This is a genomic window from Microbacterium sp. TW_SC_2 (assembly GCF_055361165.1).
The window spans coordinates 1940606-1957184 of record NZ_CM143952.1 but is presented as its reverse complement, the minus strand read 5'-3'; the positions used below and the strand labels follow the sequence as shown (position 1 = coordinate 1957184).

At 69.6% G+C, this 16579-nt stretch carries 14 protein-coding genes; 11 read left to right on the top strand and 3 right to left on the bottom strand.

Going from position 1 to position 16579, the window contains the following annotated elements:
* Positions 1-63 precede the first annotated feature (63 nt).
* Genes ACWA14_RS09280 through ACWA14_RS09265 form a run of 4 tightly spaced genes read left to right on the top strand, consistent with a single transcriptional unit; the run spans position 64 to position 5048 of the window.
* Positions 64-1677 (top strand): ABC transporter substrate-binding protein, encoded by a 1614-nt coding sequence (locus ACWA14_RS09280; protein ID WP_463792689.1) that lies wholly within the window; start codon positions 64-66, stop codon positions 1675-1677.
* Positions 1678-1711: 34 nt separating this feature from the next.
* Positions 1712-2716 carry an ABC transporter permease gene (locus ACWA14_RS09275; protein WP_463792688.1) on the top strand — a complete coding sequence of 335 codons (1005 nt, stop codon included), beginning with the start codon at positions 1712-1714 and terminating at the stop codon, positions 2714-2716.
* Positions 2713-3525 carry an ABC transporter permease gene (locus ACWA14_RS09270; RefSeq protein ID WP_463792686.1) on the top strand — a complete coding sequence of 271 codons (813 nt, stop codon included), beginning with the start codon at positions 2713-2715 and terminating at the stop codon, positions 3523-3525. Before ACWA14_RS09275 ends, ACWA14_RS09270 begins: the two co-directional genes overlap by 4 nt.
* Positions 3522-5048 carry an ATP-binding cassette domain-containing protein gene (locus ACWA14_RS09265; RefSeq protein ID WP_463792683.1) on the top strand — a complete coding sequence of 509 codons (1527 nt, stop codon included), beginning with the start codon at positions 3522-3524 and terminating at the stop codon, positions 5046-5048. Before ACWA14_RS09270 ends, ACWA14_RS09265 begins: the two co-directional genes overlap by 4 nt.
* A 3-nt stretch (positions 5049-5051) precedes the next feature.
* Here the strand turns inward: ACWA14_RS09265 and ACWA14_RS09260 are convergent, their stop codons facing one another.
* Complete coding sequence (locus ACWA14_RS09260; RefSeq protein WP_463792682.1) at positions 5052-5702, bottom strand: pentapeptide repeat-containing protein; 651 nt, start codon at positions 5700-5702, stop codon at positions 5052-5054.
* A gap of 698 nt (positions 5703-6400) precedes the next feature.
* Here ACWA14_RS09260 and ileS point away from each other — a divergent pair.
* Genes ileS through ndk form a run of 4 tightly spaced genes read left to right on the top strand, consistent with a single transcriptional unit; the run spans position 6401 to position 11997 of the window.
* Entirely contained in the window at positions 6401-9820 is a 3420-nt protein-coding gene (ileS, locus tag ACWA14_RS09255; protein ID WP_463792680.1) for an isoleucine--tRNA ligase, read from the top strand.
* Positions 9817-11169, top strand: a complete 1353-nt coding sequence (locus ACWA14_RS09250) for a bifunctional folylpolyglutamate synthase/dihydrofolate synthase (protein ID WP_463792677.1) — start codon at positions 9817-9819, stop codon at positions 11167-11169. The genes ileS and ACWA14_RS09250 overlap by 4 nt, the downstream gene beginning before the upstream one ends.
* Complete coding sequence (locus ACWA14_RS09245) at positions 11166-11579, top strand: DUF4233 domain-containing protein (protein ID WP_463792676.1); 414 nt, start codon at positions 11166-11168, stop codon at positions 11577-11579. Before ACWA14_RS09250 ends, ACWA14_RS09245 begins: the two co-directional genes overlap by 4 nt.
* Position 11580: 1 nt before the next feature.
* Positions 11581-11997, top strand: a complete 417-nt coding sequence (ndk, locus tag ACWA14_RS09240; RefSeq protein WP_463792674.1) for a nucleoside-diphosphate kinase — start codon at positions 11581-11583, stop codon at positions 11995-11997.
* A 99-nt stretch (positions 11998-12096) separates the two neighbouring features.
* On the opposite strand, the gene ACWA14_RS09235 is transcribed toward ndk, so the two are convergent.
* Positions 12097-12714: a vitamin K epoxide reductase family protein gene (locus ACWA14_RS09235; protein WP_463792672.1), complete on the bottom strand. Its 618-nt coding sequence runs from the start codon at positions 12712-12714 to the stop codon at positions 12097-12099.
* A 283-nt stretch (positions 12715-12997) separates the two neighbouring features.
* On the opposite strand from ACWA14_RS09235, the gene ACWA14_RS09230 reads away from it, so the two are divergent.
* A complete protein-coding gene (locus tag ACWA14_RS09230; protein WP_463792670.1) occupies positions 12998-15484 on the top strand; it encodes an Rne/Rng family ribonuclease in 2487 nt (828 codons plus the stop codon).
* Here ACWA14_RS09230 and ACWA14_RS09225 read toward each other — a convergent pair.
* The gene (locus ACWA14_RS09225; RefSeq protein ID WP_463792669.1) at positions 15449-15715 is read right to left on the bottom strand and encodes a DUF4031 domain-containing protein; all 267 of its coding nucleotides are present in this window, start codon (positions 15713-15715) and stop codon (positions 15449-15451) included. The genes ACWA14_RS09230 and ACWA14_RS09225 overlap by 36 nt on opposite strands.
* A 211-nt stretch (positions 15716-15926) precedes the next feature.
* Between ACWA14_RS09225 and rplU the strand changes: the two genes are divergently transcribed.
* Positions 15927-16235 carry a 50S ribosomal protein L21 gene (gene rplU / locus ACWA14_RS09220; protein WP_463792668.1) on the top strand — a complete coding sequence of 103 codons (309 nt, stop codon included), beginning with the start codon at positions 15927-15929 and terminating at the stop codon, positions 16233-16235.
* 18 nt (positions 16236-16253) lie between these two features.
* The gene (gene rpmA / locus ACWA14_RS09215) at positions 16254-16511 is read left to right on the top strand and encodes a 50S ribosomal protein L27 (protein WP_045280029.1); all 258 of its coding nucleotides are present in this window, start codon (positions 16254-16256) and stop codon (positions 16509-16511) included.
* Positions 16512-16579 lie beyond the last annotated feature (68 nt).

The following is a 16579-nucleotide window of genomic DNA, read 5'->3' as shown; positions in this document are numbered from 1 at the left end:
ACCCGGTCCAACAATCCGCCGTAGAATGGAGGCATCCCGATCCGTTCGTCCTGAGGAATCGTCATGCCCGCAAGCCCCGTGCGCCGTCTCCTGCCCTTCGCCGCCGTCGCGGCCGCCACGGCGCTGATCCTCAGCTCCTGCGCATCGACCTCCGCCGAGTCCGGCCCGGATGCCGAGCTGGTGTGGTCGATCGAGGGAGCGAACCTCGCGGCAGGACACATGGACCCCCAGGTCAGTCAGCTCGACGTCTCGGGCATGGTGCAGCGCTCCGTGCTCGACTCGCTGGTCTTCCAGGAGAACGACGGCACCTTCAGCCCCTGGCTCGCGACCGACTGGCAGGTCTCGGACGACAGCACCGAGTACACCTTCACGCTGCGTGACGACGTGACGTTCCACGACGGGGAGCCCTTCGACGCCGCAGCGGTCAAGGCGAACTTCGACCGGATCGTCGATCCCGCCACGAAGTCGGCACAGGCCGCCAGCATGCTCGGCGCCGACTTCTACGACGGCACGGAGGTCATCGACGACCACACCGTGAAGGTCAGCTTCACGCAGCCGTACGCCCCGTTCCTGCAGGCGGCGAGCACGCCGCTCCTCGGCTTCTACTCTCCGGCGGTGCTGGCGGAGTCCGCCGACCAGCTCAAGGCGGGAGGCCCGGGTGTCACGGTCGGCACCGGGCCGTTCGAGCTCACCGAGTACACGCCCGACCAGGAGATCGTCTACACGCGCAACGACGACTACGCGTGGGGTCCGCACGGCGAGGACGCTCCCGCCTTCGGAACGCTCCGTGTGGAGATCCAGCCCGAGGCGTCGGTCCGCACCGGCGTCATCACGAGCGGCGAGTCCGACCTCGCCAGCAACATCCCGCCGAACCTCGCGAAGGACCTCGGCGACGGCATCACCGTCGACTCGATCGAGTACCCGGGGCTGCCGTACTCGCTCTATCTGAACGAGAAGTACGGCGTCTTCGCCGACCAGAAGGTGCGGCAGGCGTTCGCCCGCGGCATCGACATCGACGCGGCGGTCGAGGAGATCTTCTTCGGGCAGTTCCCGCGCGCGTGGAGCGTGCTCGGATCGACGACGCCCGGCTACGACGCCGCTCTCGAGGGCACATGGGAGTTCGACCCGGATGCCGCGAACGCCCTCCTCGACGAAGCCGGGTGGACCACCCGCGACGCGGAGGGCTACCGCACCAAGGACGGCCAGCGCCTCTCCGTCCGATGGATCGCGTACACGCCCGTGCCCGACGACCGTGCCGCGCTCGCGAACGCGATCCAGTCCGATCTCAAGGCCATCGGCTTCGAGGTCGTCCGCGAGGTGCTCGAGCCGGGCGCCTACAACGAGCAGTACGGACCGAAGACCTTCGACCTGACGGACTGGGGCTTCTCGGGCGTCGACCCGGATCTGCTTCGCAGTCACCTCCACACCGACGGATTCCAGAACGCCTCGCAGGTGTCGGACCCCGAGATCGACACGCTGCTCGAGACGGCCGTGGCCGTCAGCGACCAGGGCGAGCGCGACGCGCTCTACACGCAGCTGCAGCAGTGGAACGCCGAGTACACGGCGATCGTGCCGCTGTACAGCCCCTCGGCCATCACGGCGGTCGGCGACCGCGTCTCCGGTCTCGAGTACGACCTGTACGGTCGGCCCCTGTTCTACGATGTGACGGTCGGCTGAGCGCGGCGCAGGTCCGCGCCGGGAGGGGAGAGCAGTGAGAGCGGTGCTCCTGCGGATCGCCGGTCTCCTCGCCTCGATCGTCGTCGTGTTGTGGGGGGCGGCGACGGTGGCCTTCCTGGCGTTCCGCGTCATCCCCGGCGATCCGGTCTCCGTGATGCTCGGACCGCAGGCTCAGGTGAGCGAAGCGGTGAAAGACGGCATCCGCGCCGAACTCGGTCTCGATCGCCCCGCCGTCGAGCAGTACGTCTCGTACCTCGGGCAGCTCGTCCGCGGAGATCTCGGCGAGTCGTATCAGCTGCGTCTTCCGGTGACGGAGGTGATCGGGCGACAGATCGGCGCGACGCTGCAGCTGTCGGCCCTGGCGCTCGCCATCGCCGTGGTGATCGCGTTCTCGGTGGCGCTGCTCGCTCGAGGAGAGATCGCGCGCACCGTGGCCGCCGGGGTGGAGCTGGTGGTCCTGTCATCGCCGGTGTTCTGGATCGGACTGGTGCTGCTGAGCGTCTTCGCGTTCGGTCTGGGCTGGTTCCCGGTCTCGGGGGCGAGGAATCCCGCCACCCTCGTCCTGCCGGCGGTGACGCTCGCGCTGCCCGTGGCGGCACTGCTCGGTCAGGTGCTGCGCGACGGGCTCATCCAGGCGGAACGGATGCCGTTCGCCGAGACCGTCCGCGCGCGCGGTGCCGGCCGGAGCTGGTTCACCCTGCGGCACGGCCTGCGACACGGTGCGTCCGGTGCGATGACCTTGGCGGCCTATCTGACCGGATCCGTGCTCGGCGGGGCCGTGCTCGTCGAGACGGTGTTCGCGCGTCCTGGCCTGGGGCGGGTGACGCTCGCCGCGATCAGCGACCGCGACCTCCCGGTGATCTCGGGCATCATCCTCCTCAGTGCCCTCGTCTTCGTGCTCATCAACACACTGGTCGAGCTGCTGCATCCGCTCATCGACCCGCGGCTGCGTCGGGCTGCCCCGGCGCCGGGAACGCGCGCCGCACCCGGGGAGCGCATCGTCCCCGATCTGCCGTCAGTGCCGGAGGCACGCCGATGACGTCGGCACAGCGGGTGCTGATGGGCGCGGCGCTCGCCGTGCTGGCCGTGATCGCCCTCGCCTCGGTCGCGCCCGGCCTGCTCGCCACCCACGATCCCCTGCAGACCGACGTGCGCGGCGCCCTGGCGCCCCCGGGGGCCGAGCACCTGTTCGGCACCGATCAGAGCGGACGCGACGTGTACTCGCGTGTCGTGTTCGCGGCGGGGCGCTCGGTGGGCGTCGGCCTGCTCGCGACCGCCATCGCCGTCGTCGTCGGGCTCGCTGTCGGCGCGCTCGCCGGTTCCGCCCCGCGCGCGGTCGATGTGGGCCTCATGCGCGTGAACGACGTGCTGATGGCCTTTCCGGAGTTCCTGGTCGCACTCGTCGTGATCGCGATCCTCGGGCCGGGCCCCGTCAACGTCGCGCTCGCCGTGACCCTCGCCGCCGTGCCGGTGTACATCCGCCTCGCCCGCGTGCAGACGCGTACGCTGCGCGTCGCGGAGCACGTCGAGGCCGCGCGCATCCTCGGGGTGTCCGCCCCCGTCGCCTTCGGCCGGCACGTCCTGCCCGGTGTGTTCGGGGCGCTCAGCGTGCTGGCGACGATCGGCATCGGCTCGGCGATCCTCGCGGCGGCCGGGCTCAGCTTCCTCGGACTCGGCACCACCGAGCCGACGCCCGAGTGGGGACTCATGCTCGCGGGCGGCCGCAACGTCCTCGGTCAGGCCTGGTGGATCTCGGTGTTCCCGGGCGCGGCGATCACGCTCACGGTCATCTCCGCGACGATCGTCGGACGCGTGCTCCGGGCGCGCGCAGAGGGGCGGGGACGATGAGTCGACGCCTCGTGGTCGATCTGCAGGGTCTGCGGGTGCGCTTCGGCGACACCACCGTGGTCGACGGGGTCTCGCTCGCCGTCGCACCCGGCGAGTGCGTCGCGATCGTCGGGGAGTCGGGTGCAGGGAAGTCCCTCACCGCGCGGGCGCTGCTGGGTCTCACGCCGGTGGGCGCTCGGGTGACGACCGACAGGCTCGAGATCGACGGCGTCGACGCTCGTGATCTGCGCGATTCCGGGTGGCGACGGCTGCGAGGCGCACGGATCGCGCTGGTGTCGCAGGACGCCCTCGTGGCCCTGGATCCGCTGCAGCGCATCGGCAGCGAAGTCGGCGAGCCCCTGCGACTGCACCCCGAGGCGCGCGCCGACGGCGAGAGCATGGCGCAGAGTGTGCATCGGCTGCTGCGCCGCGTCTGGATGCCCGAGCCCGACCGCCGCGCCGCGCAGTACCCGCATCAGCTCTCCGGCGGACTGCGCCAGCGGGCGCTGATCGCCTCCGCGCTCGCGGCCTCCCCGGCCGTGCTCGTCGCCGACGAACCCACGACCGCGCTCGATGCGACCGTGCAGGCGCGGATCCTCGACCTGCTGCGGGAGATCGCCGACACCGGCACCGCTGTCGTGTTCATCAGCCATGACTTCGCCGCGGTGCGTCGCCTGGCGGACCGCGTGCTGGTGATGCGGGACGGTGCGGTGGTCGAGGAGGGGCCGGTCACGCAGGTTCTGCAGTCACCGCAGCATCCGTACACTCGGCAGCTGATCGACGCGACGATGCACGAGCCCCGCCCACGGGTCACCGGCGACGCCGAGCCGGTGCTGCAGGTCACGAACGTGTCGAAGGCCTTCTCAGGCGTGCCGGCCGTCGTCGACGCGTCCTTCGAGGTCCGGCGGGGGCGCACGCTCGGCATCGTGGGGGAGTCCGGGTCCGGGAAGACCACGCTCGCGCGCATGATCGTCGGCGTGGAGCGGCCCGACAGCGGTGAGATCGTCGGCGGGAACGGCCGACACGTGCAGCTCGTGCATCAGAACCCCCTGGGCGCCTTCGACCCGCGGTGGACGGTCGGACGGTCGCTGCGGGAAGCGCTCGCTGCGGGAGGCGTGCCGCGTTCCGCGCGTGCTCGCCGGGTGGCGCAGCTGCTGGCGGAGGTCGAGCTCGATGCGGGTCTGGCCTCTCGACGGGCCGGGGAGCTCTCGGGCGGACAACGGCAGCGCGCCGCGATCGCCCGCGCGCTCGCGGCCGACCCTGCGGTCTTGGTGCTGGACGAGCCGGTGTCGGCGCTCGACCCCTCGGTACGCGAACGCGTCCTGAGTCTCCTGCTCCGGGTGCAGCGGGAGCGGGAGCTCACCATGATCTTCGTCTCCCACGACCTCGACGTGGTGCGGGCCGTGGCGGACGAGGTGCTCGTGATGCAGGACGGGCGGGTGGTCGAGCAGGGAGCCGTCGAGTCCGTGTTCGCCGCGCCGCGGCATCCGTTCACCCGCGAACTGCTGGCCGCCGCGGGTTCGGCGGGAAGCACCCCGCCGTGAGCGTCATTCCCTGATCTGGATTCCGAGCCCCTCCGCGATCACCGGGGCGAGCTGCTGCACCTGGAAACCGGTGAGCGTGGTGCCGCGCAGACTGTTGGCGTCGAGGAAGGCGACGGCGTCGAGCCCGCGCAGATCGACGTCGGAGGCGCGCATGCCCCGGGGGTCGACCTCGTCGCAGGTGGATCGGGCGAACCGCACGCGGGCGAGCTCTGCCTGCGGCATGTCGAGAGTGCGGATGCGGCAGTCCGACACCTCGACATCGGTCGCCTTCGCGCCGCCGAGCGTGAGGTAGTCGATGCGCACGTCCTGGAGCTCGAGCTCGGAGATGCGCGAGGCGCTCAGATCCAGCGTGCCGATGCGCCCGCCCGTGATCCGCAGACGGCGGATGCCGGCATCACGCAGCCGCACGGACGCGACGCGCGGGTGCGTCATCTCGACGTCGAGGATCGCTGCCCCGGTCAGGTCCACGTCGTCGGCGTCTGCCGAGACCGTGCACTGCTCCAGCGTCGCGTGGGCGAGATCCACCGTGCCGGACAACGCAAGGCTCCGCGCGACCAGATCGGCGCTCCGCGTGGGAACACCCGGTGTGAGCTGATCGGGAAGGTCGGGCGGCGAGACGCGGGGCGGGGCGGGGGACTCGGGGAGACGTGCCATGACTCGAGGGTAGGGCGGGGGACGGACATGCCCGGTGCGCGGGGCAGGGCGCTCCGTCGGCTTCGTTCGCGTCGCTCGGCTTCGTTCGCGTCCCTCGGCCGGATTCCCGGATTCGGGCCGAGGCACGCGCGCGAGGCCGAGACTGGCGTCACAGGCCTGCGCGCGTCCACTCATCCTGCACAGGCCGCACTTCCCCCGGCTTGCTCTGGGAAGGCGGTGCCGGACCCAGGCGGGGGTACCCGAGTCGTCCAGACTGACGCGATGCGGCGGAGTATCGATGACCTCATGGCGGTGATCGCGCAGCTCGGCGGCGTGGTGCGCGCGGCTCGTGTCGTGGAGCGAGGGTTCGGACGCAGGACGGTGGATGCAGCCGTCCGGAGTGGATTCCGGGATTCCGGCCGCGCGAAGCGCACTTGGCCCAGAGAAGCGCACGGGGCCGAGGGTGACGTCCGAGGAGGCGAGGGTGGACGCACGCGCGTACACTGGGAGGACGAGCATCGATCCGGCATCACCGGGGAGCTCTCGGAAGAACAGCCGGTCCCTCCAGGGGGTCGACCCAGTAGAACCGAGCGGGGCAGGCCCGTCACAGCCGCAGTGAGAGTGGTTGCGTCCATCGGGCGCAGCACGCGAGGTGGTACCGCGGTCCGTGAGGATCGTCCTCGCAGCAGCATCCACCACGACGATCACTGCGAGACACGATGACCTACCCGCGTTCCTCCTTCGGCCCCGCCGCCGACTCCTCGACCGACGCCGTGCAGGCTGCCGTCGCACCCAGCCCCCGCTTCCCGCAGATCGAGGAGGAGGTGCTCGCCTTCTGGGCCGAGGACGACACCTTCCGCGCCTCGATCGCGCAGCGCGATGGCTCCCCGGAGTGGGTGTTCTACGACGGACCTCCGTTCGCCAACGGACTCCCGCACTACGGCCACCTGCTCACGGGGTACGCCAAAGACGTGTTCCCGCGTTTCCAGACCATGACCGGTCACAAGGTGGACCGCGTCTTCGGCTGGGACACGCATGGGCTCCCCGCGGAGCTCGAGGCGATGAAGCAGCTCGGGATCACCGAGAAGAGCGAGATCGAGGCCATGGGCATCGACGTCTTCAACGACAAGGCCAAGAGCTCCGTGCTCGCCTACACGCACGAATGGCAGGACTACGTCACCCGCCAGGCCCGCTGGGTGGACTTCGAGCGCGGCTACAAGACGCTCGACCTCGGCTACATGGAGAGCGTGCTCTGGGCGTTCAAGACCCTCTACGACAAGGGCCTCGCCTACGAGGGGTACCGGGTGCTCCCGTACTGCTGGCGCGACGAGACTCCGCTGTCCGCGCACGAGCTGCGCATGGACGACGACGTGTACCAGATGCGCCAGGACCCGTCGGTCACGGTCACGTTCCCGCTCACGGGCGCCAAGGCCGAGTCGCTCGGTCTCACGGGCGTGCGCGCGCTGGCGTGGACCACCACGCCCTGGACGCTCCCCACGAACCTGGCGCTCGCCGTCGGTCCCGAGATCGAGTACGTCGTGCTCCCGGCCGGACCGGGCGGCGCAGCCGACGTCCATCAGCCCGCCGGAACCACGGATGCCGCCGTCGAGGCCTCCGCCCACCGCTACCTCCTCGCCCGTGCCCTGCTGGGCGGATACGCCACGGACCTCGGGTATGAGAGCCTCGACGACGCGCTCGCCGCGGTCGACGCCACGATCCTCGGCGCCGAGCTGCAGGATGTCACCTACGACCGCCTGTTCGACTACTACGCCGACGCCGAGGTGCACGGCACCGAGAACGCCTGGCGCATCCTCGTCGACGACTACGTCACGATCAGCGACGGAACCGGCATCGTGCACCAGGCTCCCGCCTACGGTGAGGACGACCAGCGCGTCGCGGGCACTGCCGGCATCCCGACGATCCTGTCGCTCGACGACGGCGGACGCTTCCTGCCGACCGTGACGGATGTCGCCGGTGAGCTCTGGATGGACGCCAACACGCCTCTCGTGCGCCTCATCCGCGACAACGGGCGCCTCATCCGCCTGCAGAGCTACGAGCACTCCTACCCGCACTGCTGGCGCTGCCGGAACCCGCTCATCTACAAGGCGGTGTCGAGCTGGTTCATCCGCGTCACCGACATCAAGGACGATCTGCTCGCGAACAACGAGCAGATCACCTGGGTGCCGGAGAACGTCAAGCACGGCCAGTTCGGCAAGTGGCTCGAGGGAGCACGCGACTGGTCGATCAGCCGCAACCGCTATTGGGGCTCGCCCATCCCCATCTGGAAGAGCGACGACCCGGACTACCCGCGCGTCGACGCGTACGGGTCGCTGGAAGACCTCGAACGCGACTTCGGCACGCTCCCGCGCAACCCCGAGGGCGAGATCGACCTGCACCGCCCGTACATCGACGACCTGACCCGTCCGAACCCCGACGACCCCACGGGCAACAGCACGATGCGCCGCATCGAGGACGTGTTCGACGTGTGGTTCGACTCGGGCTCGATGCCCTACGCCCAGGTGCACTACCCGTTCGAGAACCAGGAGTGGTTCGACACGCACGCCCCCGCGGACTTCATCGTCGAGTACATCGGACAGACCCGCGGCTGGTTCTACGTGATGCACGTGCTGTCGACCGCGCTGTTCGACCGTCCGGCATTCACCGGGGTCAGCTGCCACGGCATCGTGCTGGGCAGCGACGGCTACAAGATGTCGAAGTCGCTGCGCAACTACCCCGACGTGTCCGAGGTGCTCGACCGTGACGGCTCCGATGCGATGCGCTGGTTCCTGATGTCGAGCTCGGTTCTGCGCGGCGGCAACCTCGCGGTGACCGAGGAGGGCATCCGCTCGGGCGTGCGGGAGTTCCTGCTCCCGCTGTGGAACTCGTGGTACTTCTTCGCGACCTACGCCAACGCGTCCGGCCCCGCAGGGTACGAGGCGCAGTGGCGCACGGACTCCACCGATGTCCTCGATCGCTACATCCTCGCCCGTCTCGGCGACCTCGTGCGCGAGGTGCGCGCCGACCTCGAAGGGCTCGATTCGACCACGGCGGCCGGACGACTGCGGGAGTTCGCGGAGGTGCTGACCAACTGGTACATCCGTCGGTCGCGCGATCGCTTCTGGACCGGTGTGACCGAGCCGTCGGTCGCCACGGGGCCCGGTTCGACGGAGGCTTTCGACACCCTCTACACCGTGCTCGAGACGCTGACCCGGGTGGCAGCCCCGCTCGTTCCTCTCATCAGCGAGCGCGTCTGGCAGGGACTCACCGGCGGGCGGAGCGTGCACCTGACCGACTGGCCGGACGACGCGCAGTTCCCGGCGGCGGACGAGATCCGCGACGCCATGGACGCGATCCGCGAGCTCTCCAGCGTCGGCAACGCGCTACGCAAGAAGGAGAAGCTGCGGGTGCGCCTGCCGCTCGCGCGTCTCACGGTCGTCTCACCGCTGGCGGCCTCGCTCGGACAGTTCGAGGACATCCTGCGCGAGGAGCTCAACGTCAAGACGGTCGAGCTCGTCGCGCTGCAGGATTCGACCGCCGCCGAGTACGGCATCACGCACCGTCTGAGCGTGAACGCGCGCGCGGCGGGGCCCCGGCTGGGGAAGAACGTGCAGACGGTGATCAAGGCGGCGAAGGCCGGGGATTGGTCCGACGTCGACGGCGTCGTGACGGCGGGCGGGATCGCCCTGGAGCCGGCCGAGTACGACCTCGCGCTGGAGACCTCCGGGCGCCCGGAGGGCGAGGCCCTGGCGATCGTGCCGTCCGACGGCTTCATGCTGCTGGACACGCAGACCACGCCCGCGCTCGAGGCGGAGGGCCTCGCCCGCGACGCCATCCGCGTCGTGCAGGAGGCTCGGAAGAACGCGGGGCTCGACGTCAGCGACCGCATCGTCCTCGCGCTGAACGCCTCACCGGACCACGCCGCGGCGCTGGACGCGCACGCGGAGCTGATCTCGGCGGAGACGCTGTCCATCGCTTTCGCCGTGCAGCCGACCGAGGACATGGATGCCCTGGTCGACGACGTGACCAGTCCCGGCGACGGGGTGTTCCGCGCGGGAGTTCGCGCGCTGGGGGCGGACAAGTCGCCCCTCATCGTCACGATCGACGCGACTGCTCTCGTGAGCGGGAAGGCCGGAGCATGAGTGCCACCGAACGGGCGGACGCCGTGTACGCGACCCTGCTGAGTCGAGCGGGGGAGCGCTGGGTGCAGCCGCGCAAGGAGCGCACCGCGCGCATCCTCGCCTACCTCGACGATCCGCAACGCACCTACCGTGTCGTGCACATCACCGGCACCAACGGCAAGACGTCGACCGCGCGCATGATCGAGAGCCTCCTTCGGGCGCACGGCCTCCGTACGGGGCTCTTCACGAGCCCGCACCTCGAGCGGTTCACCGAGCGCATCATGATCGACGGTGAGCCGATCGGCGATGCCGCGGTGGCGGATGCCTGGGACGAGATCGTCCCCTTCGTCGACATCGTGGACGCCGAGCTCGAGGCTGCCGGAGAGGAACCGCTGACGTTCTTCGAGCTGATCACCGTGCTCGCCTTCGTGGCCGTCGCGGATGCGCCGATCGACGTGCTCGTGCTCGAGGTGGGCATGGGCGGCGAATGGGATTCCACGAACACCGCCGACGGCGACGTGGCGGTCTTCGCCCCCATCGACCTCGATCACGCCGACCGCCTCGGCAGCACGATCGCCGAGATCGCGACGGTCAAGGCGGGGATCATCAAGGACGGCGCCGCGGTCGTCTCGGCGCAGCAGCCTCCGGAGGCTGCCGCGGTGCTGCGCCGGGTGGCGGCGGAGCACCAGGCCACCATCGCCTTCGAGGGCGAGGAATTCGGACTCACCGACCAGAAGCTCGCGGTCGGCGGACAGCTTCTCGCGATCCGCGGACTGGCGGGGGAGTACGTCGAGGAGTACCTGCCGATCTACGGCGCGCACCAGGGGCACAACGCGGCTCTCGCGGTCGCGGCCGTCGAGTCGCTGATCGGGGGTGGCTCCCAGCGGATCGCGGGTGACATCATCGCCGAAGGGCTACAGGGCGCGACCTCGCCTGGTCGGCTGCAGCTGCTGGGCATCGCACCGACCGTGGTCGTTGATGCCGCGCACAACCCCCACGGCGCGAAGGCGCTGGCGCAGGCCCTCGACGACAGCTTCGACTTCGACGAATGGGGGCTGGTCCTCGGCATCCTCGGAGACAAGGACGCCGCGGGCATCGTGTCAGAACTCGCTCCCGCGGTCGCGCACGTCTTCGCGACGTCGCCGGACTCCGACCGGGCGAGCGACGCCGACCTCATCGCCGATCTGGTCGAGCAGACCGGGCGCCGCGCCACCGTGCACCACACGCTCGACGCCGCGGCGGATGCGGCGCGCGAGTGGGCGGCATCGTCCGATCGCCGCGCCGTCGTGATCGCCGGGTCCGTGGTGCTGGCCGGTGAGGCGATCGCCCTGTCGACGGCCGAGGACTGGAAATCGGGGTGGCGTGCATGAGTGCGGATGCCGCGCCGGCCCGACGTGCACGCGCTCCGCGCACGCTGGTGCAGAAGCTCGCTCCGATCGTGCTCGGGTTCGAGGCCATCGTGGTGTTCCTCGCCGGGCTGACGATCTTCGGGCTGCGCACGCTGCCCGACGGCGTCGAACAGTGGTGGGGGATCGTCGGCGGAGCCGTCGTCGGTCTCGCCTGCATCGTGATCGCCGGCATGATCACGCGCCCGTGGGCGATCACGGCCGGCTGGGTGATCCAGGTGATCGTCGCGCTGTCGGCGTTCCTGGTGCCCGCCATCCTGCTCGTCGTCGTGATTTTCGGCGGCATGTGGGCGTATGCGACGATCATGGGGGCCCGATTGGACGCACGACGCCCGATCGAGCCCTCGACCGAGACTCAGACAGAGAGTGAATGACATGGCCACCGAAGAGACACTCGTCCTCGTCAAGCCCGACGGCGTCGCCCGCGGACTCACCGGAGCGATCCTCGCCCGCATCGAGGCGAAGGGCTACGCGCTCGTCGACATCCGCCTGGTCGAGCCCGACCGCGACCTGCTCGCCTCGCACTACGCCGAGCACGAGGGGAAGCCGTTCTACGAGCCGCTGCTCGAGTTCATGCTCTCGGGCCCGTCCGTCGCGATCCGCCTCGCCGGCAACCGGGTGATCGAGGGCTTCCGCTCGCTCGCCGGGACGACCGACCCCACGGCCGCCGCACCCGGAACGATCCGCGGCGACTTCGGTCGTGACTGGGGGCTCAAGGTGCAGCAGAACCTGGTGCACGGCTCGGACAGCCCCGAGTCGGCCGCGCGTGAGCTCGGCATCTGGTTCGACTGACCTCCCGAACGACGGAACCCGTCTGCGATCCTGATCGCAGACGGGTTCTGTCGTTGCACCGGTCTCCGTCCGCTGTCGGGAACCCCGCTGTGCCGAGAGTCAGAAGATCATGCCGATGACCTCGCCGAGGAGGTCGAGGCCGCGCACCTGGACGAGCACGATGACGACGGCGTAGGCGAGGATCGTCGCGAGCGGCACCCAGACCATCAGGCGGTTCGCACGGTCCTGGACCCTCTCGTTCCCGGTGAGCGTGCCATTGCGGATCAGGTGCAGCACGGTCGCGAAGAAGGTCGGGATCGTGACCGACCAGGTGAGCATGCACCAGGGGCACAGCACGCCGAGGTTCGGGGCGTAGATGCTCTGCGCGATCAGCCAGCACACGAAGACGAACGCGAGCAGCACGCCGCCGCCGAAGGCCGCCCAGAACCAGCGAGGGAAGCGGGCCCCGGCCAGAAGAGCGACACCGACGACGAGCGGGGCCATCCAGCCGGCGATTCCGAGCAGCGGATTCGGGAACCCGAACAGCTCGCCCTGCCACGAGTCCAGGTTCTTGCCGCACTGGATCATGACGCTCACATTGCAGCTCAACGAGGCATCGGGATTCTCCAGCAGCATGATCTTGTCGATCGTGAGCTGGAAGGCGGCGAACAGCCCGATCACACTCGCGATGATCAACCACACGGCGAAGACGACGGGGCGGGTTCTCTGCTCGCTCATATGTGGAGTATCTCAGTGACGGCTATGGATCGGACGAAAGCGCACCGGACAAAACGACGGGATCGAGGCGAGATGCCGTGATCCGGCCGTGATAGTGCGATAATGACCTGTGATGCGCATCATGGCCTGGCCGTGACACGCATGTGACGCAGACTTCGGGGTCCTATGCCCCACGCGATCAGAGCCATGAGCCGGTCGCACACCGAATGAGTTCGCGACATCCGCGGGTGTCGCATGAGATTTCGCGGAGCACCCAGTGCCCGCCACGAGGAGCACGCCAGAGATGGCCGACGAGACCAATGACAACACCATTCCCGCCCTCGATGCCTCGGCTGATGCCGCGGAGCAGGTGACGGAGCCCACGACGCCGACCGAATCCGCGTCGACCGAGTCGGAGACGACCGGGACCGATCAGGCCGAGGACACGGTGGTCACCGACGAGGAGACCGTGTCGAGCGCGGATGCTGCTCCCGCCGAGGATGATGCGCCCGCCGAGGATGCGGAAGCCGCACCGTCCATCGACGCCGAGGAAGCCGCGTCGGCTCCCGTGGTGGCTGCCGCCGAGCAGGCCGCGCCCGAGCAGGCCGCGCCCGAGAAGGAGAAGCCCGCCGAGGAGAAGCCCGCTCCGGGCCCCGTCACGGCCGTGTCGCTGGGGCTGCTGCCCGAGGTGTTCGTCTCGCAGGTCTCGACCCAGCTGCACTTCTACGCCCCCGAGGTCGTCCCGCTGCCCGCCCGCCCCGAGCGCGAGCGGGATCGCGGCTTCGACCGCAACGCCGATCGTGAGCAGCCGGACGATTCCCCTGCGGCTCGCCGTGGGCGCCGTCGTCGTGGCGGCTCCGACTCCGACGAGCAGCGCGAGGAACCGCGTCCGCGTCAGCGCGTCGTGGAGTACATCACCGAGCCCAAGGCCATCAAGGGCTCCACGCGTCTCGAAGCCAAGAAGCAGCGCCGCCGCGACGGTCGCGATGCCGGTCGCCGGCGCCCCGTGGTCACCGAGGCCGAGTTCCTGGCGCGACGCGAGTCGGTCGACCGCAAGATGGTCGTCCGCTCCAAGAACGGTCGCACCCAGATCGGCGTGCTCGAGGACGGCGTGCTCGTCGAGCACTACGTCGCCCGCAACCAGGACGCGTCGCTCATCGGCAACGTGTATCTCGGCCGGGTGCAGAACGTGCTGCCGAGCATGGAGGCCGCCTTCGTCGACATCGGTCGCGGACGCAACGCCGTGCTGTACTCCGGTGAGGTCGACTGGGACGGCGTCGAGACCGGGAACCAGCCCCGCCGCATCGAGCTCGCGCTCAAGCCCGGCGACCGCGTCCTCGTGCAGGTCACCAAGGACCCGGTCGGGCACAAGGGTGCGCGTCTGACCAGCCAGATCTCCCTCCCCGGCCGTTACCTCGTGTACGTGCCCGGCGGGTCGATGAACGGGATCAGCCGCAAGCTCCCCGACAACGAGCGCGCGCGTCTCAAGCGCATCCTCAAGGAGGTGCTGCCCGAGTCGTCGGGCGTCATCGTCCGCACCGCCGCCGAGGGTGCCACGGAGGACCAGCTCACGCGTGACGTGCAGCGGCTCACCAGCCAGTGGGAGCACATCCAGAAGGCGGTCGAGAACCAGCAGGCTCCCGCGCTGCTGCACGCCGAGCCGGATCTGCTCGTCAAGATCGTCCGTGACGTCTTCAACGAGGACTTCACGAAGATGCTGATCCAGGGCGAGGAGTCCCAGGGCACCATCCGCGGCTACCTCGAGAGCGTCGCCCCCGACCTGCTCGAGCGCGTCGAGTCGTACGAGGACGAGACCGACCCCTTCGATGCCTTCCGCATCACCGAGCAGATCGAGAAGGCGCTCGACCGCAAGGTCTGGCTGCCGTCGGGCGGATCGCTCGTGATCGACCGCACCGAGGCGATGACGGTCGTCGACGTCAACACCGGGAAATTCGTCGGTTCCGGCGGAAACCTGGAAGAGACCGTCACGAAGAACAACCTGGAGGCGGCGGAGGAGATCGTCCGTCAGCTGCGTCTGCGCGATATCGGCGGCATCATCGTCGTCGACTTCATCGACATGGTGCTCGAGTCGAACCGCGATCTCGTGCTGCGTCGGCTCATCGAGTGCCTCAGCCGTGACCGCACGAAGCACCAGGTCGCCGAGGTGACCTCGCTGGGTCTCGTGCAGATGACGCGCAAGAAGCTCGGCCTCGGTCTGCTGGAGACCTTCAGCGAGGCCTGCGAGGTCTGCGCCGGCCGCGGCGTGATCGTGCACCACGATCCGGTGGTCAAGCACCGCAGCAACGGCGGCAGCAGCAACGGCAACGGCAACAGCGGTCAGGGCAACAACCGTCGCCAGCGCGGCGGAGGCAACGGCCAGAACCAGGGACAGAACCAGAACCAGAACCAGGGTCAGAGCGCTCCCGCCGCGGCGAACGTCACGCACAGCATCCCCGAGGGTGCCAAGTCGGCGCTCGCGCAGATCGCGGCGTCCACGCGGGTGCCGAGCGCGGACGTCGTCGAGGTCGAGATCGAGACGCCGGTGGCCGAGACCGCACCGGTCGTCGAGCGTGCGAAGAAGCCGCGCAAGAAGCGCGGCGCCGACCGTCAGGCCCCCAAGTCTCCGGCCGAGCAGCTGCTCGACTCCGTTCTCGACGCGCTGCCCGAGCCGAAGGCCCCCGGGCAGGGCCGCGGGCGTCGCCGTGTCAGCACGGCCGCCCTCACCGGCACTCCGATCTCGGTGAACGGCGAGTCGTCAGCGTCGGTCGCGAGCGGGGACGCGCAGGCCTGAGGCGATCAGCCGTCGGACCAGCTCCTTGCCTCCGACACGCTGTGCGCCGCCGGCGACGAGCCGGGGGATCGACTCCTCCGGAACGTCGTAGTGGTCGCGATCGAACGCCCGGGCGGGCACCTCGTGCGCCCGCGCGAAGGCGTGCAGCTCGTCGAGACTGCGGTCGCTGACCAGGTGCGCCCAGAGCCGGCCGTGCGCCGGCCACTGCGGATCATCGACGAGTACGCTCATCCCGCCAGCCTAGGACGGGACACACCGCCGGTCTCACTTTGCGACACCGTCCCGCATCCGGTAAAGTAGTCCCTTGGTGCGTATGCCGCCCCGTCCTCGTCGGTCGGAGTGGAGAGCCTTGCGTTCGCACCCGCCGCCCTGCGGTGCATGCAAGCAACAGTCTTCCCGTGAGATTCTCGGAGCTCGTGCTCCCCAACGAAACAGGTATGAAGTGGTTTACGCAGTAGTGCGCGCCGGTGGGCGGCAGGAGAAGGTCGAGGTCGGCACGATCGTTCAGCTCGATCGTGTGAAGGCTGCGCAGGGCGAGAACATCGAGCTCGCCGCCGTGCTGCTCGTCGACGGCACCTCGGTGACCACCGACGCTGACACGCTCGCGAAGGTCAAGGTCACGGCTGAGGTCATCGGCAACCTCCGCGGCCCGAAGATCGTCATCCAGAAGTACAAGAACAAGACCGGCTACAAGAAGCGTCAGGGCCACCGCCAGGAGCTCACGCGCGTCAAGATCACCGGCATCAAGTAAGACCGAGGAGACCAGGACATGGCACATAAAAAGGGCGCAAGCTCCACCCGTAACGGTCGTGACTCCAACGCCCAGCGCCTCGGCGTGAAGCGCTTCGGCGGCCAGCAGGTCCTCGCCGGCGAGATCATCGTCCGTCAGCGCGGCACGCACTTCCACCCCGGCGTCAACGTCGGCCGTGGTGGCGACGACACCCTGTTCGCCCTGGCCGCGGGTGCGGTCCAGTTCGGCGCCAAGGGCGGCCGCAAGGTCGTCAACATCGTCGCAGCCGGCGAGTAATCGCCGCACAGCACATCATCATCCGGTTCGGGGCGGGCTTCGGCTCGCCCCGTCCGTGTATCTGCCCC

Excerpts from the sequence above, each read along its gene's own strand:
- ACWA14_RS09280 (WP_463792689.1), top strand. The coding sequence starts at position 64 with ATGCCCGCAAGCCCCGTGCGCCGTCTCCTGCCCTTCGCCGCCGTCGCG.
- ACWA14_RS09260 (WP_463792682.1), bottom strand. The coding sequence starts at position 5,702 with ATGGCACGTCTCCCCGAGTCCCCCGCCCCGCCCCGCGTCTCGCCGCCC.
- ndk (WP_463792674.1), top strand. The coding sequence starts at position 11,581 with ATGGCCACCGAAGAGACACTCGTCCTCGTCAAGCCCGACGGCGTCGCC.
- ACWA14_RS09265 (WP_463792683.1), top strand. The coding sequence starts at position 3,522 with ATGAGTCGACGCCTCGTGGTCGATCTGCAGGGTCTGCGGGTGCGCTTC.
- ACWA14_RS09225 (WP_463792669.1), bottom strand. The coding sequence starts at position 15,715 with ATGAGCGTACTCGTCGATGATCCGCAGTGGCCGGCGCACGGCCGGCTC.
- ACWA14_RS09270 (WP_463792686.1), top strand. The coding sequence starts at position 2,713 with ATGACGTCGGCACAGCGGGTGCTGATGGGCGCGGCGCTCGCCGTGCTG.
- ACWA14_RS09235 (WP_463792672.1), bottom strand. The coding sequence starts at position 12,714 with ATGAGCGAGCAGAGAACCCGCCCCGTCGTCTTCGCCGTGTGGTTGATC.
- rpmA (WP_045280029.1), top strand. The coding sequence starts at position 16,254 with ATGGCACATAAAAAGGGCGCAAGCTCCACCCGTAACGGTCGTGACTCC.
- ACWA14_RS09230 (WP_463792670.1), top strand. The coding sequence starts at position 12,998 with ATGGCCGACGAGACCAATGACAACACCATTCCCGCCCTCGATGCCTCG.
- ACWA14_RS09245 (WP_463792676.1), top strand. The coding sequence starts at position 11,166 with ATGAGTGCGGATGCCGCGCCGGCCCGACGTGCACGCGCTCCGCGCACG.
- ACWA14_RS09250 (WP_463792677.1), top strand. The coding sequence starts at position 9,817 with ATGAGTGCCACCGAACGGGCGGACGCCGTGTACGCGACCCTGCTGAGT.
- ileS (WP_463792680.1), top strand. The coding sequence starts at position 6,401 with ATGACCTACCCGCGTTCCTCCTTCGGCCCCGCCGCCGACTCCTCGACC.